The organism is Psychromonas sp. KJ10-2, assembly GCF_047323255.1.
Lineage (GTDB): Bacteria > Pseudomonadota > Gammaproteobacteria > Enterobacterales > Psychromonadaceae > Psychromonas.
In genome coordinates, this window is sequence record NZ_CP178827.1 from 1,721,436 (window position 1) to 1,738,221 (window position 16,786).

The window sequence follows — 16,786 nt, forward strand, 5'->3', positions numbered from 1 at the left end:
TTTATGCCTAGTTAACTAATAACATCGCTGTCTAGTTGGAGCTACTGTCCAGAGCAGCAAGCAATTTTGCTTGCTCGTCAGTCAGAGCTAGGTTTTGTAATAAATCGGGTCTTCTTTGTTTCGTGCGTTGTAATGATTGAGTTAATCGCCATTGACGAATCTTCTCGTGATCACCACTCAATAAAACACTTGGCACTTGTTTTCCATCTAACACCTCGGGTCTTGTGTAGTGAGGACAGTCCAACAAGCCATCCGCAAAGGAGTCTTGTTCAGCTGATTGACTATGACCTAGTACACCCGGTACAAAACGTACCACAGCATCCATTAAAATCATCGCCGGTAGCTCACCACCGCTTAACACATAATCACCAACAGACCATTCTTCGTCTATTAAGCTTTCGATTATGCGTTCGTCTATCCCTTCGTAGCGCCCTGCCACTAATATCAAAGCATCAGAGCTTGATAGTGACTGTGCACCTTGATGGTCTAAACGTCGACCTTGAGGAGAAAGGTAAATCACCTTTGCCTCATGCCCTGCTTCTCTTGCACTCTGTTTTGCTGCGTTGATCGCATCCCGCAAAGGTTGCACCATCATCAACATACCAGGTCCACCACCATAGGGACGATCATCGACCGTTCTATGTTTATCTAATGTAAAATCACGAGGATTCCAACATTCGATAGAGATCAGGTTATTTTTAATCGCTCGACCTGTTACCCCATTTTCGCTAATGGCCCGAAACATGTCCGGGAAGAGGCTAATAACCCCTAACCACATAACTTTTCTCCTAGGGTAATTAGAAATCAGGTTCCCAATTAACAGTAATTAGTTGGCCTGCAATATCAACATTGGATATTACTTGCTCTTCGATGAACGGAATTAACCGCTCTTTTTGCCCAAAAGCATCATTCGAGTTGGCTTTTACAACAAGTACATCATTTGAACCTGTTTCCATCAAATCGGTGACAACACCAAGATGATAACCTTTGTCAGTTTTAACCTGACACCCGACCAAATCTCGCCAGTAAAAGTCAGCTTCCAATTCAGGAAGACTTGATGGATTCACTAAAAGCTCAATACCAACTAAGGCTTGTACTTCTTCACGAACATCATAACCATCTACTTTTGCAACAAAACCTTTATTGTGGCGTTTCCAATCAGTAATAATTACTTCTTGAACTCCACCAGCAGATTTCATTAACAATGGTTTGTATTGAAAAATACTTTCCGGATCATCGGTGTAGGAGTGGACTTTTAACCAGCCTTTGATGCCGTAAACCGCACCAAACTTGCCTATCTCTATTGGTTGTGCTTTATCGCTCACCGAATATCCCCTTCACCTAACTGCAATTAAGCAGCTACTTCGTTATCTTTTACTAATTTAGCTACACGATCACTTAGCTGTGCGCCAAGACCAACCCAATGGTTGATGCGATCTGTATCTAAACGTAATTTTTCTGATTGACCTTGTGCTGTTGGGTTAAAGAAACCAACTTTTTCAAGGAAACGGCCGTCACGTGGGCTACGGCTATCAGTTACTACCACTTGGTAGAATGGGCGTTTTTTAGCGCCACCACGAGCTAAACGAATAGTTACCATATCGTCCTCTTTATATTGTTAAACGTCGAAAGTCAGTGAATTCTGACCACCTGCTTCTGTAGAAAGCCGCAAAATTATACTCTTATTTGAGAAAAGAACAATCAAAATCACAATTTACAAAGAGTACTTAAGACTAAAAAAACAAAAAGCCCCGTTGAATCGCTTCCAACGGGGCTTTTAGAGTGCTTTAACTAAGCGTTATAGGTACTTATTTTTTGCGGAAACCGCCTAAACCAGGAGGCATTTTCATGCCACCAGGCATGCCGCCACCCATTCCAGGCATACCACCGCCCATGCCGCCCATCATTCCTTGCATTCCGCCCATCATTTTACGCATCCCACCTTTGCCAGAAATCTTTTTCATCATCTTCTGCATTTGCGTAAACTGCTTAAGTAACTTGTTTACATCTTGAATTTGCGTTCCTGAACCTGCTGCAATACGGCGCTTACGGCCACCTTTAATGATTTCAGGTTTAGCACGCTCTTTTTTAGTCATTGAGTTAATGATCGCTTCCATTTGATTAGTTGCTTTATCGTTCACTTGACTCTTCATTGCATCAGGTACATTCGACATACCAGGTAGTTTATCCATCATGCCCATCATGCCGCCCATGCTTTTCATTTGCACTAACTGGTCACGGAAGTCTTCTAAATCAAAACCTTTACCTTTTTGTACTTTACTCGCTAATTTCGCAGCTTTATCTTTATCGACTTTAGTTTCAAGTTCTTCGATTAATGAAAGAACATCACCCATGCCTAGGATACGAGAAGCAATACGATCTGGATAGAACGGTTCTAGTGCATCAATCTTCTCGCCCATACCGATAAACTTAATAGGCTTACCAGTAATATGACGAATAGATAAAGCAGCACCACCACGTGCATCACCATCAGCTTTGGTTAAGATAACCCCTGTTAGTGGTAAAGCTTCGTTAAACGCTTGTGCTGTATTTGCAGCATCTTGGCCAGTCATGGCATCAACGACAAACAAGGTTTCAACAGGATTAATAGCTTGATGAAGATCTTTGATTTCATCCATCATTTCGCCATCAACGTGCAAACGACCCGCCGTATCAACAATCACTACATCAATAAATTTCTTTTTCGCATGTGCAATAGCGGCATTTGCAATATCAATAGGCTTTTGTGTGATATCACTTGGGAAGAACTCTACATCAACTTCAGATGCTAAGGTTTCCAACTGTTTAATCGCCGCTGGGCGGTAAACATCGGCACTTACTACTAAAACAGATTTTTTTCTTTGTTTTTTAGTAATAATGAAAGCTTTGCAACAGAGGTGGTTTTACCCGCACCTTGTAAACCGGCCATTAATAAGACTGCTGGCGGTTGAGTCGCTAGATTTAAGTTTTCATTAACTTCGCCCATTGCAGATTCAAGCTCGCTTTGTACGATCTTGATAAACGCCTGCCCTGGATTTAGTGTTTTAGTGACTTCTCTACCGATAGCACGTTTTTTAACTGCTTGAATAAAATCACGAACAACAGGCAATGCTACATCCGCTTCTAACAGTGCCATTCGCACTTCGCGTAATGTACCTTTGATATTATCTTCTGTTAATCGACCTTTGCCGCTGATATTTTTCAGCGTTTTCGACAATCTGTCCGTTAAGTTCTCAAACATGTTTATGACTCATTGCTATTAATTATTAGGATTCTTTTATTATACCCGTTATCACCCAAGGTGCAAAATAAGAACAGTCATTGGAATTGTTTAGTTGAAGCTCACCCGTAATGCCGTTACCCTTTATGATTTAGCACATTTAGCGATTTTGATGTGGCAGTCATATAAACACCTAAATGATAATAGTTATAATTGCTTTTATAACGAATGAAAAATACTATTAACTTCTCATCTGTTTAATAAAGCTTATAATGTGAGCCTTAAACAGTTTCACTTTACGATAATAGGTACAACAACATATGGATCTACTGGCAATTATAAGCATTGTTTTTTATGTCCTCAGTGGCGTATTAGCTAGCCGACAGCTTTTTTCATGTAATCCTAACCCTACTTTCAGTATGCCAATGATAAGCCTCTCTAGTATTGCTTTATTAACGCATGCAGTGTGGTTATACCAACATATCTTCTTGGTTAACGGGCAAAACCTCCCTATCTTAAATGTTTTATCATTAGCGACTTTTGTCATTGCCCTTCTCTCTTTTGCTATGAGTAAAAAGGTTAACACCGGAGTGCTATTGCCGGTTGTTTATGGGTTTAACGCGATTAACTTTATTGTCGTGATGTTTTTACCTAGCCATTACATCACCCATTTAGAGAATCATCCTCAACTTGGGATACATATTATATTAGCGATATTAGCTTATGCGATCATGACTATTGCCAGTTTATTTGCCCTGCAGTTAGCTTATGTGGATCATCGCTTAAAAAAGCATAAAACACTATTATGCAAAGTAAATCTTCCACCATTAATGACGTTAGAAAAAAGCTTATTCCAACTTATTTTCATTGGTTTTATTTTGTTAACCGGCACCTTACTCACAGGCTTTATCTTCATAGAGGATATGTTTGAATCTGAGAATGGCCATAAAGCACTATTAACCATGATCGCTTGGGTTGTTTATGCGGTGTTATTATGGGGTCGCTATAAGAATGGCTGGCGTGGGCGTTTAGTCATTTACATTACTATTGCTGGTTCTTCATTATTAACACTCGCTTATTTCGGTAGTCGAATAGTACGAGAAATTATTCTTTAACAATCAAGAGAAAGCAGCATTTACTCAATATTGCTGCTTTCTCAATTATCTAATGCCTTTTTACTTAATTAAAACCAGCCTCTCTACAGCTTTGTTCAAGTACCTGATTACTGTTCCCCTGAATCTTACTAATACGCCTTGCTCGTTCGCATTCCCAGGCATCAACAGGATACGTTTTATTCCAAGCATTCATTAATTGGCGCTGCTGATTACTCATTTTATAATGAGTATATAACCCATCCATATATAAATAAGTACGCGCAATAATGCCTCGGCTTGCTTCTGGAGGCTCCGCTTTACTGTTTACAATTTTCATTTTACAGCTACCAAAACTACTACTTTCAACATCACCTAACATAACAAAGTTATAGTTACGACGGCTTGCATTCACAGAACCAATCGCGGGATATAAGTTATACATATCAGCTTGCATATAACGATATTCTTCATTGGCTTTTTCAGCACAACGGCGTCCTTTGTAGCTTTTACCTTTACTGGTAACACAAACAGCAGCGCCATTACGCCATTCGCTAAAGTTACGCCCAAAGTTCTCAGCGGGAACAATATGTTCCCATTCGATGCGTTTAGCTCTCTTCTGATATTTATCACTTTCGAATCCATTCGGCGGGATAATATTCTTTTGGCTATCAAATTCAGCATCACAATAAACCGTATGGCGATCTTGAGAAGTTAAATAGATCTCTTTTTCCAATTTCTTCTTGGCACTGGAAAAAGACTGTATTTGTGTATTTTCTGCGTGGAGTGATAAAGAGAGTGGCAACAGTGATAAAATAATAAAAGTTTTGATAGTTATATTCCCTTATAAAAAAAGGGCATATTATCTACTATAAAGCGCCTAAAAAACAAGCAATTAAGAAAGCAAACAGGGAATTAATTTAACCTTAATAATCTGTACAAAAAACCTTCTAACTTGCAGGAGGTAATGATCCTTTTTAAATATAAAAAATCAGCCAAATCCTCTTCTTTAATCAAACTTATCAAAGTCTTTTATGGTTTCTATCTAAAATTTATTATTAATCTTCATTTTTCGAAAATCTACTTTGTTATATCGGTGTTTCTTCGCTAATATCGAGGTTATTCATGTTTATTTTTTAAAGCAACCATAGAGACAACTTTTGAACGATATACCTACAAGTGCACTATTTATTAGCTTAGTCATTTTAATCATCATTTCAGCTTATTTCTCAAGCTCAGAAACCAGTATGATGTCTTTAAATCGTTATCGCTTACGTCACTTAGCCGAAGATAAAAATAAGACAGCAGTACGTGTTGAAAAGTTATTAAACAAGCCAGATAAACTCATTGGACTGATCCTAATCGGCAATAACTTGGTAAATATTTTAGCCTCAGCAATTGCCACTATTATTGGGCAACGTTTATTTGGTGATGCTGGTATTGCTATTGCAACAGGTGTATTAACTTTCGTGATACTTATATTTGCTGAAGTAACACCAAAAACGTTAGCCGTCTTGTACCCTGAAAAAATAGCATTTCCAAGTTCGCTGTTACTCGCTCCATTACAAAAATTACTCAGTCCATTTGTTTGGTGTATTAATGGGATCTCTAATGGTCTGTTACGCATATTTGGCATTAATGTTAACGAACAAAGCGATCATGCGCTTTCTAGTGATGAGTTAAGATCAGTAGTGAATGAAGCGGGTTCGATGATCCCAGAGCACCATCAACAAATGTTATTAAGTATTTTAGAGCTGGAAAAAGTCACTGTTGATGAAATTATGGTGCCACGAAATGAAATTGCGGCCATTGATATCAACCAAGATTGGGAAACTATTTTAAAGCAACTTAAGCATCGCACACACACAATGACCTTGTTATATCGCGATACGATTGATGAGGCGATTGGTTTTTTACATGCACGTGATTCCTTACTTAACTTCTTGAAAGAAGACTTCTCTAAGACCACCTTATTGAGAAGTGTGCGTGAGTTATACTTTATTCCCGAAGGCACTCCACTCAATACGCAGTTGATCAAATTCCAGCAAAACAAAGAACGTATGGGTTTGGTTGTCGACGAATACGGTGATATTCAAGGCCTAGTGACCTTAGCTGATATTCTAGAAGAAATTGTGGGTGACTTTACCACCACACATGAGCCACACAGCTCTGAAGAGATACATAAGCAACAAGACGATAGCTATATTATTGAAGGTAGTATTGGTATCCGAGATCTTAATAAAGAGATGGGCTGGTCATTACCTACCGATGGCCCCCGCACATTAAATGGATTAATTTTAGAGCACTTAGAAACTATCCCTACTTCTGCTGTCAGTACCCGCATTTGTGGTTACCCAATGGAGATCATGGAAGTAGAAAATAATATGGTTAAATTAGTTAAAATTCTACCTGCACTATATACAGAAGAAACGGTTTAAATCGCTAAGCGAATTTAAAAAATCGATGACATCATATCTAGTCATTTAAGATTCACGGCTAGATATGTTGACATCTCCTTTAATAACGAATACCTCCCGTACCACACTCCATAACAACAACTCCTTTATCAGCTCAATCAATAGCTGTGATATCCCCTGCTTGGTTTTATATGACCTACCAACATAAAACTTATTATCAATATTCCTGATATTGATAATAAAAACTATCAAATATTCTTCTTAAGCTAATCGTCGTATTGTTTTTAAAGCGAATCTACAACGCTAATTAAACATTTTCTTTACACATACTTCGGAGGCTTAGTGATTGAATATGAATCATCCCACTAGCAGCATAAATGAAAGTACCATCAAAAAAATGCCATTGGCCTCGCCTTTATTAGAGGTGAGCCAGTATGGATTACATAAAATTAATAAAAGCATTCGGCACTCTTTTGGCTTATCAGTATTTGCCGGAATATTCATTGCCATCGCTTTTGTTTTTTACGTTACCGTCACAACCGGATCAGATGCCTCATCCTGGGGATTAACTAGATTAGCAGGCGGTATTGCTTTTAGTCTTGGCCTGATCTTAGTGGTTGTCTGCGGTGCAGAACTTTTTACTAGCACCTTACTCAGTAGCGTTGCCTGGGCACAAGGTAAGCTCAACAGTAAACAGCTATTAGCTTGTTGGGGACGCGTTTATATCGGCAATTTTGTTGGTGCGATGTTAATCCTGCTATTAGTTGTTGGTGGGAAAATGTATCTACTCGATGGAGGTCAGTGGGGATTAAGTGTCCTCAAGCTTGCCCAGCATAAAATTCATCATACTTGGTTAGAAGCTTTCTCATTAGGTGTTTTATGTAACCTATTGGTTTGTCTAGGCATTTGGATGACATTTAGCAGCAAAGATATGCTCACTAAATCGTTACTACTGATATTACCTGTTGCCATGTTTGTAAGCAGTGGCTTTGAACATAGCATCGCCAATTTATTCATGGTGCCTTTGGGTATTGTTTTACAAAATACCGTATCACCTGAATACCTCCTATCTCTAGGATATAACGCCAATAGCTTCGCAGACTTAACAGTGAGCCATTTTATTACCAGCAATCTAATCCCAGTGACACTCGGCAATATAGTCGGAGGAGGAGTGATGGTTGGGTTAGGGTACTGGTTTATTTATGACGCAACACCAACCCCTTTAACCCCCACAGATACTTCAACAACAACACATAAAGCAAATATATATACAGCTACATCAGCAGCTATTCACCTTCCATCACAAGGAGTTTCAATCATGAAAAATTCATCACTTACACAATTAACCGTAGCCCAACTTATGGACACACAAGCAGTAACGTTAACTGCGCAACAAAGTGCCACAGCCGCGCTACTTCAATTATCAACACATAAGGTACGTGGCGCTGTGGTTGTTAATGCAGACAATAACTTAGTAGGTTTTGTCTCGGAGCAGGATTTATTACGCTCATGGTGGGCTAACGATTTTGAACTAGACAGTGAATTAACGGTAAACGATGTAATGCAAACAGAGGTACTCAGTGTGACACCGGAGCAAAGCGTGTCAGAACTGATTGAGTTTATGACTGTAGATAAAACGATCCTTTACCCAGTCAGTGACTCAGGTGTATTACTCTCTAGCCAATATCTAGACTATCAACAACGCCTTAACAAAGCAGCCGCTAAACGCCCTTCTATTTACCCAGTAATAGAAAATGATAAAGTCGTTGCAACGATTAGCCGCCAACATATCACCGACTATTTATTAAGTGACTTAACACCAGACACTAAGCAAACGGAACCAGCGACACAGCATTCGCACCAAGCAGCTTAACGCTTTATATCTAGCTGAATAACATAAGGTTAATCATAAAAATGCTTAACCTTATTTTTCTTTGCGTCGCGCACTAATCTTTTTGCCTCGGTCATCACGCACTCTTTTAAAGGGTTATCCCCTAGCTCATTTAACCAGACAAAGGATAAACTACGTTGCATATTCAAATCCGGCGTATCTAAAATAACCAACTCCCCACTAGCGACTTCTTGATGAACATCCAATAACGGCAAGCATCCCAAATACACACCATTTTTGACTAACTCCTTGATCACAGCAACACTTTCATATTCCTTCCACACGTCTAGCTGTTCTATTAATCCATAAACTGCACTTTCAAAGATCCTTCTTGTGCCAGAGCCGTGTTCTCGTAATATCCAACGAGCTTGCTCCAAACGTGCTAAATTCACTTTTTGATCGTTTGCATAAGGGTGATAAGGGTTAGTGAAAACCACTAGATGATCATCTACGATTGCTTCTTGCATTACCCTGCTATCATCATTTCTTGCTTCAATAATGCCTAATTCAAACTCATGATTTAATAACCCTCGAATCACCTCTTCACTGTTCTTAACCGTTAGCTCAATACGTAATTCGGGGAAGTCACTATCAATATTGCTGATTAAACGTGGTAAGAGGTGCTTAGCAGGTGTTTGGCTTGCACATAATGACAAAGAACCGCTAATCAAATTCTGATCCTTTAAACCTTGTTCGATTTGTTCTGCGTTTTGAATGAGTTTTCTAGCTTGTGGCCTTAGCCAACGTCCCCAATGGCTTAAGGTTAAGCGGTTTCCATGACGAATAAACAAAGGCCTATCCAATAGGTTTTCTAATTGAGCTAAAGACATGCTAACAGCAGATTGTGTCATGCATAACTCATCGGCAGCCCTACTGACCCCTTGATTACTGGCGATGGCATTAAAAACTTGCAGTTGTTTCAATGTGTATTTCATATTGTTTCATAGCTAGTTGATTTGCTATCAATGTAAACTATCAATTATTTTGATACTTGATATGAAACAAGTAACTGAATATTAGGTGATTAAATAAGGAAGATAGGAGGTTGTTTTTACTAACAATAAAAAGGCTGCAAAGCAGCCTTTTAGAACAATAAACGGTTAATCTGTAGAATTACAGAGCTTGTAATTGCGCTTCTGATAAAGAGATATCATCATTTTTATTTACACCAATACCCGCATCTATAATTGCTTGTGCAATTTCTTTTGCTTCTTCAAGCGAGTGCATTGCATAGGTACCACATTGATATTCGTTTAACTCAGGAATTTCATTTTGATCGGCAACGTTTAATACGTCTTGCATGGCCGCTAACCAAGCCTTACCCACTTGATCTTCTGTTGGCGCGCCAATAAGGCTCATGTAAAAACCGGTACGACACCCCATTGGTGAGATATCAATAATCTCTACTTTATCGCTGTTTAGGTGATCACGCATAAATCCAGCATAAAGATGCTCAAGTGTATGAATACCCTTCTCTGATAAAATATCCTTATTAGGTGCGGTAAAGCGTAAATCAAATACAGTAATTGTATCTTTGCTTGGCGTTTGCATTGTTTTAGCAATACGCACAGCTGGTGCTTTCATGATCGTATGATCAACGGTAAAGCTATCTAATAATGGCATGGTCTTTCCTTTTACTAAGTTAGGTGTTTTAATCGTGTTCAGCTCGTTATGTGAAAAATAAACGCCATAACCAACTTGAATCTAAATTTTCTTGGCAACCTCTTAACTGTGTTGCATAACGCTTGGAACGTGCATCCACTTGTTTTGATACATTAATCAACCAAGCCTTCTGGTTATAGGTTTTATTTTTATAACCTGTCCAGCCCTCATGATAATTCAAATACTGGTTATATGCATCCCACTTTGAAATACCATTTATTTTATGGGTCTTATAAGTAAACCATCCCATGAAGTCGATGGCATCATCAAAGTCATCACGATCTGACCAACTATTGCCTGATTCTCTCTGATAATCGCCCCAAGCCGCATCGCGAGCTTGAGCATAACCATAGGCATCACTAACTCGGCCAATGGGGATAAACCAAAAATACTCCATCGGTGGAGCAGCATCATGTTTAAAACTACTTTCTTGATACATCATGGCCATCGGCACATGAATAGGCGTACCCCAACGTTCATTCATCTCTTTTGAAGCTGTGTACCAATCACGGTACTCAAAAAAGATATCACAAATATTTTCAGGGTTTTCTGGTGGAGCAGTAGAGCAAGCCATTAATGATAATGGGAAAAGTAACAGACTTAATTTTTTAACTAAATACATCTGATTTGATTTCCTATTTACTGGCAAGATACTCATTATAAGATGACGTTACAGGTTATTAAATAAACCAATCATAAAATGATGCGATGCAACACTATCAATAAAGTCGAAGTCGAAGTAGATAAGTCTCCTTATCTACTCCATTATTAATGATTATGCTTTATTTGCGTTAGCAAAGTAATTGGCTAAAAAGTCAGGGAAAGATAATGTATCTGCATCTTCAATTTGCTTTTGCTTAACGATAGATTCTTGCTTCTGCTCAGCAAACACTTGCTCAGACCAAACAGCATAAGGTTGCTCTGTAAGCTCTGTTTTGTATTGCTTACTTAACTGTAACGCTAATGAACCATTATCGCCTTGCGTCTGTTTAATGCGCTCTAAAATACGTGCTGAACTTGTCAACTCTGGGTGACTAAAGCGAGGACTAATATGCTGCATTGCATTTTGGTAGCAATCATCATCATTATTTTTATCTAATACAATCGCCATTTCCATTAGTTGCGAATTTAACCATTCACCCCAACCTGCCACATCAAATGTTTGCTCTGCGATGGTTAATGTTAATTCAGGATCACGGCCTCTAGTCACGACGTCGTTAAAGTTACTCGCGCAGGCTTTGTATTCTTCTTGAGATAACTCAGGAGACGCGACACTTGCACACCAAGTTAAGAACAAATCTAAGAAATGTACTTGTTCCTTGGTGATGCCTAACTTACAGAATGGGTTAACGTCTAATGAACGAATCTCAATGTATTCAATGCCACGAGCTTTAAGTGCTTGAGAGGGAGTTTCATTGCCAGTCTGTACGCGTTTTGCACGAATCGATGCATATAACTCATTCTCAATTTGCAGCACATTGTCATTTAGTTGTAAATACTCACCCTCTTTGACAACCCCCATTTCAGTGAAGCTAGGGTCCTTCATTGATAGCGCTTTACGTACACTCGTTAGGTAATTATCTAAATTGTTGTAACAAATATTCAAACCAGACTGCGAGCTGTTGGTATAGCCTAAATCACTTAAACGTAATGAAGTTCCGTAAGGTAAGTAGATAGTCCCTTTACCCGTATTTTCAAAAGATAATGTAGTCTCTTTCCCTTGCAGAAAAGACTTACAAATTGCAGGTGAAGCGCCAAATAAATAAGGGATAACCCAGCCATAGCGTAAGTAATTTCGAATCAGCCCCATGTAACCTGCTGATTGTGCAGCTTGCCCTGTTAATGGAGAGTTATGTAGTTCAGACCACACATCCCAAAAATCACTTGGTAATGAGAAATTATAATGCACACCAGAAATAATCTGCATCATACTACCGTAGCGATTTTTCAAACCTTGGCGATAAGTGGTTTTCATTCGACCAATATTAGAGGTGCCAAACTGCGCTAATTCAACGTGATCTTCAGTTTGTACATAACAAGGCATACTCATTGGCCATAAGTATTGCTCGCTAGGTAAATTTACAGCCACATGGTGGTGAATATCATTTAAGTAATCAAAAAGCTGCTCTACGTCCTTAGCAACAGGCGTAATAAACTCTAATAAGCTTTCAGCAAAATCAGTAGTGATCGAGTCATGTGTTAATGCGCAACCATAAGCACTTGGGTGCTTCTCCTGAGATAATTTTCCGTCTTCATTTACACGTAATGTTTCGCGCTCTATACCGCGACCAAATTCAGTGAGACTGTTAGAGTATTTGCTGAGGATAGTGATACGCTGTTGAAAATTGTTAGACAAAAGTTAGCCCCTGAGTAATTTTTAGAGCGCTAACTTTACCACCGAACTTCATTGAACTAAATAAGGATTTTCTGAAAGTCGCCAGTAAAAGCAAGAACATGAACATTTGTTCCAATGGCCCCCCTATTTATTGGCTTCTTTGCATTATTTCACACCTGTAAAAGAGTATTTATAATGCTGAAAAATGCTATTCATTATTAAAAAATAAACAACCACATCAAAAACAGATAGCGAATGCTTTTACTAAGTACAATATTTAAGAAAGCAGTCGCACGTGCTAGCCTCAACCAACCAGCAAATAAACAGATAACATCACCAATAACCGGTAACCAACTTAACAGTAAAACAAGGTTTCCCCACTTCTTACAAAAGCTAAGGTTTTAGGGTATTTTAATGCCGCTTTTTCTTGGCCCCAAGAGAAGTAATAACCTAATAAGTAAGTGGTTACTGCGCCTAAACTATTTCCAAAGGTTACCGCTAAGAAATATCCCCACTTTAAACTCAACTGTTGTTTTAGATAATAAACAAACAACACTTCTGAACCACCAGGAAATAATGTCGACGAGATAAAACCGCTGCTAAATAACAGCCAGTAATCGCTCATTACCGAACTCCAATTGATTAAACACAAAAAAGGCCACTATAAGATAGTGGCCTTAGAGACTAAACGGTACTAAATGAATGTGTTAACCAACAATCGCTAACAATACACCCGCTGCTACAGCACTACCCAGTACCCCAGCTACGTTTGGTCCCATCGCATGCATGAGTAGGAAGTTATGTGGATTAGCTTCTAAGCCAACTTTATTCGCTACACGTGCGGCCATCGGTACCGCAGAAACACCTGCTGCACCAATCAGAGGGTTAATTGGACTTTTCGAGAAACGCCCCATGCCTTTCGCCATTAAGACTCCAGATGCAGTACCAATTGAGAAGGCTACTGCGCCTAAGCCTAAAATACCTAAGGTTTCTAAGTTTAAGAACTTATCAGCAGACAATTTAGAACCAACACCTAAGCCTAGGAAAATAGTCACGATGTTAATCAGCTCGTTTTGTGCTGTAGAGCTTAAACGATCCACTACACCAGACTCACGCATTAAGTTACCTAAACAGAACATGCCAACTAGTGGCGTTGCAGCAGGTAAAAATAGAATAGTCATAAACAATACCGCCAGTGGGAAAATGATTTTTTCCTTTTTACTCACTGGGCGTAGCTGTTCCATTTTAATCTGGCGCTCTTCAGGTGTTGTTAATGCACGCATAATAGGCGGTTGGATAATCGGAACCAAGGCCATGTATGAGTATGCAGCAACCGCAATCGCGCCCAACAGATCAGGGGCTAATTTAGAGGCTAAGAAAATAGCTGTAGGTCCATCTGCACCACCAATAATGGCAATCGCTGAAGCATCCGCCAAGCTAAACTCAAACCCAGGTACTAAGTTTAATAAAATCGCACCAAATAACGTCGCAAAAATACCAAACTGCGCTGCAGCCCCTAAGAATAATGTCTTAGGGTTTGCGATAAGCGCACCAAAATCAGTTAACGCCCCAACCCCCATAAAGATGATTAATGGGAAAATTCCCGTTTCAATCCCGATATGGTAGATGTAATAAAGCATGCCACCTTCATCATTAAAACCAGCATTTGGGATATTCGCTAAAATAGCACCAAACCCAATAGGTAATAGTAATAAAGGCTCAAACTTACGCGCGATGGCTAGGTACAATAACAAAGCCCCTACCGCCATCATCACTAGCTCGGGCCACTGGAAATTTGCAATCCCAGTATCTGCCCATAGTGTCATTAATCCATTCACGTTATCTTCCTTAACCAATTAAGAACAATGATTCGCCTACAGCAACCGCATCACCTTCGCGGATATTGACTGCTTGCACTGTGCCTGATTTAGGCGCACGTATCTCTGTTTCCATTTTCATCGCTTCCATGATCAATAAAACGTCACCTTCATTAACCTGATCACCAACTTTTGACAGTACTTTAAAGATATTACCCGCTAAAGGTGCAGGTACATCTTCGCCTACTCCCGTTGTGGCAACTGGCGCGGCAGGAGCTGAACCTGATGATGTTGTTTGAAGCGCAGCACCATTCGCTTTAACTGGCGCAATACCATCAATACTGCCTTCTGGGCCAACTTGTACTGTATATAATTGACCATCAACTGAAACAGAATAAGCCTCTGGCTCTTTCGCTGTTGACGCGACCATCATATCGTCTGCACTTGGTACAGGTTCAAAGGCATCTGGGTTATTACGGTTCTCTAGGAATTTCAAACCAATCTCAGGGAATAGCGCATAAATCAATGCGTCATCCACTTCGTTCTCAGCAACTTTAATGCCTTTTTCTGTTGCTAACTTCTTGAATTCTGCTTCAATAGAGGCCATTTCTGGTGCGATATTATCAGCAGGACGACAAGTAATGGCACTCGCTCCATCTAATACTTTTGCTTGCAGTTCAGTATTAACGGCAGCAGGCGTTGCTCCGTACTCGCCCTTTAATACACCAGCGGTTTCTTTCGTGATGTTTTTGTAACGCTCACCCATTAATACGTTAATAACCGACTGTGTACCTACAATTTGCGACGTTGGAGTTACTAGTGGAATAAAGCCTAGATCTTCACGAACGCGTGGGATCTCTTTTAATACTTCATCCATTTTATCGCCAGCACCTTGCTGTTTAAGCTGGCTTTCCATGTTAGTTAACATGCCACCAGGTACTTGCGCTAATAAAATACGAGGATCAACCCCTTTTAATTCGCCTTCGAACTTAACGTACTTTTTACGTACTTCGCGGAAGTAAGAAGAGATATCTTCTAATTGATGCAGATCTAACCCAGTATCACGTGCCGTGCCTTCCACAATAGAAACCAGTGTTTCTGTTGGTGAATGACCGTAAGTCATACTCATTGATGAGATCGCTGTATCGATAATATCAACACCTGAATCGATCGCTTTTTGTTGTGTAGCAACACTTAATCCAGTTGTTGCATGGCAATGTAACGCTAATGGAATATCAGTACAGGCTTTAATTTTGGTTACTAGCTCTTCTGCCACATAAGGCTTTAATAGGCCGGCCATATCTTTAATACAGATAGAGTGAGAACCCATATCTTCAAGACGTTTTGCCATATCTACCCAACCATCAATAGTATGAACAGGGCTGGTCGTGTATGACAGCGTACCTTGTGCATGTGCGCCAACTTCGATTGCTGATTTAATCGCCGTATCAAAGTTACGAAGATCGTTCATCGCATCAAAGATACGGAAAACATCAACGCCATTAGTATGTGCACGTTCAACAAATTTTTGCACCACATCGTCAGCGTAATGACGGTAACCTAATAGGTTTTGTGCTCTTAATAGCATTTGTTGTGGTGTATTAGGCATCGCTGCTTTTAAAGCGCGAATACGATCCCAAGGATCTTCACCTAAATAACGAATACATGAATCAAAAGTAGCGCCGCCCCATGTCTCTAAAGACCAGTAACCTACTTCATCTAGTTTCTCTGCAATGGGTAGCATATCGTCAATGCGCATGCGTGTTGCAAATAATGATTGGTGTGCATCACGTAACACAACTTCTGTGATTGCTAGAGGCTTAGACATATTCACTTGCTCCTTTATTAATTTCTTGTCCATTATGCTGATTGTGCTTTACGGTATTGTTGCACTGCTGAGGTAATAGCAGCAATGACTTGTGGGTTAACCTGAGTGTCACTCGCTGTAGGAACAGCAGGTGCTTTTCTTTGTGGGGTTGCAACAGGTTTATCTGCAGGGATGTATTTCGCCATTAACGTAATACAAATAAATAATAACCCTAAAAACAAATAAACAAATGCCATACCAAGACCCAGTAACATTAAAGCAGTAACTAAAGAGCCTGAAATATCCATAGACGTATCCTTATCCTTTTATAAATATCCAACTTGACCGATGACAACTACAAAAGTGAATATTTATTCAATTAATGTATATTTTATGTCGCGATAAAGTGGACTTTGAATACCTGCCAGAATCTGTTCCGATTTAGTAATAATGAATCATTAATAAGTTATTTAATTAAATTAACTCATTAATATATATCACTATTAATAAAATATTATCCGGCAGCAGTTTATTGTACTGGTTTGG

The 16,786-nt window shown here is 39.4% G+C and carries 15 protein-coding genes and 1 pseudogene; 3 read left to right on the forward strand and 13 right to left on the reverse strand.

Annotation, left to right across the window (positions count from 1 at the left end; genetic code table 11):
• Positions 1 to 31: 31 nt before the first annotated feature.
• From trmD to ffh, 4 genes and pseudogenes are all read right to left on the reverse strand, one after another.
• Positions 32 to 778, reverse strand: a complete 747-nt coding sequence (gene trmD / locus ACLKL2_RS08270; RefSeq protein ID WP_113818298.1) for a tRNA (guanosine(37)-N1)-methyltransferase TrmD — start codon at positions 776 to 778, stop codon at positions 32 to 34.
• A 19-nt stretch (positions 779 to 797) separates the two neighbouring features.
• Positions 798 to 1,325 carry a ribosome maturation factor RimM gene (gene rimM, locus ACLKL2_RS08275; RefSeq protein ID WP_113818299.1) on the reverse strand — a complete coding sequence of 176 codons (528 nt, stop codon included), beginning with the start codon at positions 1,323 to 1,325 and terminating at the stop codon, positions 798 to 800.
• Between the two features lie 26 nt (positions 1,326 to 1,351).
• Complete coding sequence (rpsP, locus tag ACLKL2_RS08280; RefSeq protein WP_113818300.1) at positions 1,352 to 1,600, reverse strand: 30S ribosomal protein S16; 249 nt, start codon at positions 1,598 to 1,600, stop codon at positions 1,352 to 1,354.
• 208 nt (positions 1,601 to 1,808) lie between these two features.
• A pseudogene (gene ffh / locus ACLKL2_RS08285) lies at positions 1,809 to 3,241 on the reverse strand (signal recognition particle protein).
• Between the two features lie 299 nt (positions 3,242 to 3,540).
• On the opposite strand from ffh, the gene ACLKL2_RS08290 reads away from it, so the two are divergent.
• Positions 3,541 to 4,335 (forward strand): cytochrome C assembly family protein, encoded by a 795-nt coding sequence (locus ACLKL2_RS08290; RefSeq protein WP_113818302.1) that lies wholly within the window; start codon positions 3,541 to 3,543, stop codon positions 4,333 to 4,335.
• 64 nt (positions 4,336 to 4,399) lie between these two features.
• Here ACLKL2_RS08290 and ACLKL2_RS08295 read toward each other — a convergent pair whose 3' ends face one another.
• Complete coding sequence (locus ACLKL2_RS08295) at positions 4,400 to 5,143, reverse strand: endonuclease (protein ID WP_220149645.1); 744 nt, start codon at positions 5,141 to 5,143, stop codon at positions 4,400 to 4,402.
• Between the two features lie 328 nt (positions 5,144 to 5,471).
• Here ACLKL2_RS08295 and ACLKL2_RS08300 point away from each other — a divergent pair, with 328 nt between their 5' ends.
• Complete coding sequence (locus tag ACLKL2_RS08300) at positions 5,472 to 6,749, forward strand: HlyC/CorC family transporter (RefSeq protein WP_413694042.1); 1,278 nt, start codon at positions 5,472 to 5,474, stop codon at positions 6,747 to 6,749.
• Positions 6,750 to 7,080: 331 nt separating this feature from the next.
• Positions 7,081 to 8,601: a formate transporter FocA gene (gene focA / locus ACLKL2_RS08305; RefSeq protein WP_413694043.1), complete on the forward strand. Its 1,521-nt coding sequence runs from the start codon at positions 7,081 to 7,083 to the stop codon at positions 8,599 to 8,601.
• A gap of 29 nt (positions 8,602 to 8,630) precedes the next feature.
• Here the strand turns inward: focA and ACLKL2_RS08310 are convergent, their stop codons facing one another.
• From ACLKL2_RS08310 to ACLKL2_RS08345, 8 genes are all read right to left on the reverse strand, one after another.
• Positions 8,631 to 9,554 carry a LysR substrate-binding domain-containing protein gene (locus tag ACLKL2_RS08310; protein WP_113818306.1) on the reverse strand — a complete coding sequence of 308 codons (924 nt, stop codon included), beginning with the start codon at positions 9,552 to 9,554 and terminating at the stop codon, positions 8,631 to 8,633.
• Between the two features lie 178 nt (positions 9,555 to 9,732).
• Positions 9,733 to 10,242 carry an S-ribosylhomocysteine lyase gene (gene luxS / locus ACLKL2_RS08315; RefSeq protein ID WP_113818307.1) on the reverse strand — a complete coding sequence of 170 codons (510 nt, stop codon included), beginning with the start codon at positions 10,240 to 10,242 and terminating at the stop codon, positions 9,733 to 9,735.
• A gap of 46 nt (positions 10,243 to 10,288) precedes the next feature.
• Positions 10,289 to 10,903, reverse strand: a complete 615-nt coding sequence (locus ACLKL2_RS08320) for a hypothetical protein (RefSeq protein WP_413694044.1) — start codon at positions 10,901 to 10,903, stop codon at positions 10,289 to 10,291.
• A gap of 153 nt (positions 10,904 to 11,056) precedes the next feature.
• A complete protein-coding gene (gene gshA / locus ACLKL2_RS08325) occupies positions 11,057 to 12,637 on the reverse strand; it encodes a glutamate--cysteine ligase (RefSeq protein WP_413694046.1) in 1,581 nt (526 codons plus the stop codon).
• Between the two features lie 334 nt (positions 12,638 to 12,971).
• Complete coding sequence (locus tag ACLKL2_RS08330) at positions 12,972 to 13,241, reverse strand: hypothetical protein (RefSeq protein WP_413694047.1); 270 nt, start codon at positions 13,239 to 13,241, stop codon at positions 12,972 to 12,974.
• Positions 13,242 to 13,323: 82 nt separating this feature from the next.
• Positions 13,324 to 14,442, reverse strand: a complete 1,119-nt coding sequence (locus tag ACLKL2_RS08335) for a sodium ion-translocating decarboxylase subunit beta (protein ID WP_413694287.1) — start codon at positions 14,440 to 14,442, stop codon at positions 13,324 to 13,326.
• A gap of 22 nt (positions 14,443 to 14,464) precedes the next feature.
• On the reverse strand, positions 14,465 to 16,261 hold the full coding sequence (gene oadA, locus ACLKL2_RS08340) for a sodium-extruding oxaloacetate decarboxylase subunit alpha (RefSeq protein WP_413694048.1): 1,797 nt from the start codon (positions 16,259 to 16,261) through the stop codon (positions 14,465 to 14,467).
• A 32-nt stretch (positions 16,262 to 16,293) separates the two neighbouring features.
• Positions 16,294 to 16,548, reverse strand: coding sequence for an OadG family transporter subunit (locus ACLKL2_RS08345; RefSeq protein ID WP_113818313.1), 255 nt, complete (start codon positions 16,546 to 16,548; stop codon positions 16,294 to 16,296).
• Positions 16,549 to 16,786 lie beyond the last annotated feature (238 nt).

What these genes read in the sequence shown, in the direction of transcription:
- ACLKL2_RS08345 (WP_113818313.1), bottom strand. Translation starts at nt 16,548, where the DNA reads ATGGATATTTCAGGCTCTTTAGTTACTGCTTTAATGTTACTGGGTCTT.
- oadA (WP_413694048.1), bottom strand. Translation starts at nt 16,261, where the DNA reads ATGTCTAAGCCTCTAGCAATCACAGAAGTTGTGTTACGTGATGCACAC.
- ACLKL2_RS08290 (WP_113818302.1), top strand. Translation starts at nt 3,541, where the DNA reads ATGGATCTACTGGCAATTATAAGCATTGTTTTTTATGTCCTCAGTGGC.
- focA (WP_413694043.1), top strand. Translation starts at nt 7,081, where the DNA reads ATGAATCATCCCACTAGCAGCATAAATGAAAGTACCATCAAAAAAATG.
- ACLKL2_RS08320 (WP_413694044.1), bottom strand. Translation starts at nt 10,903, where the DNA reads ATGTATTTAGTTAAAAAATTAAGTCTGTTACTTTTCCCATTATCATTA.
- rpsP (WP_113818300.1), bottom strand. Translation starts at nt 1,600, where the DNA reads ATGGTAACTATTCGTTTAGCTCGTGGTGGCGCTAAAAAACGCCCATTC.
- luxS (WP_113818307.1), bottom strand. Translation starts at nt 10,242, where the DNA reads ATGCCATTATTAGATAGCTTTACCGTTGATCATACGATCATGAAAGCA.
- ACLKL2_RS08310 (WP_113818306.1), bottom strand. Translation starts at nt 9,554, where the DNA reads ATGAAATACACATTGAAACAACTGCAAGTTTTTAATGCCATCGCCAGT.
- ACLKL2_RS08335 (WP_413694287.1), bottom strand. Translation starts at nt 14,442, where the DNA reads ATGACACTATGGGCAGATACTGGGATTGCAAATTTCCAGTGGCCCGAG.
- trmD (WP_113818298.1), bottom strand. Translation starts at nt 778, where the DNA reads ATGTGGTTAGGGGTTATTAGCCTCTTCCCGGACATGTTTCGGGCCATT.
- ACLKL2_RS08330 (WP_413694047.1), bottom strand. Translation starts at nt 13,241, where the DNA reads ATGAGCGATTACTGGCTGTTATTTAGCAGCGGTTTTATCTCGTCGACA.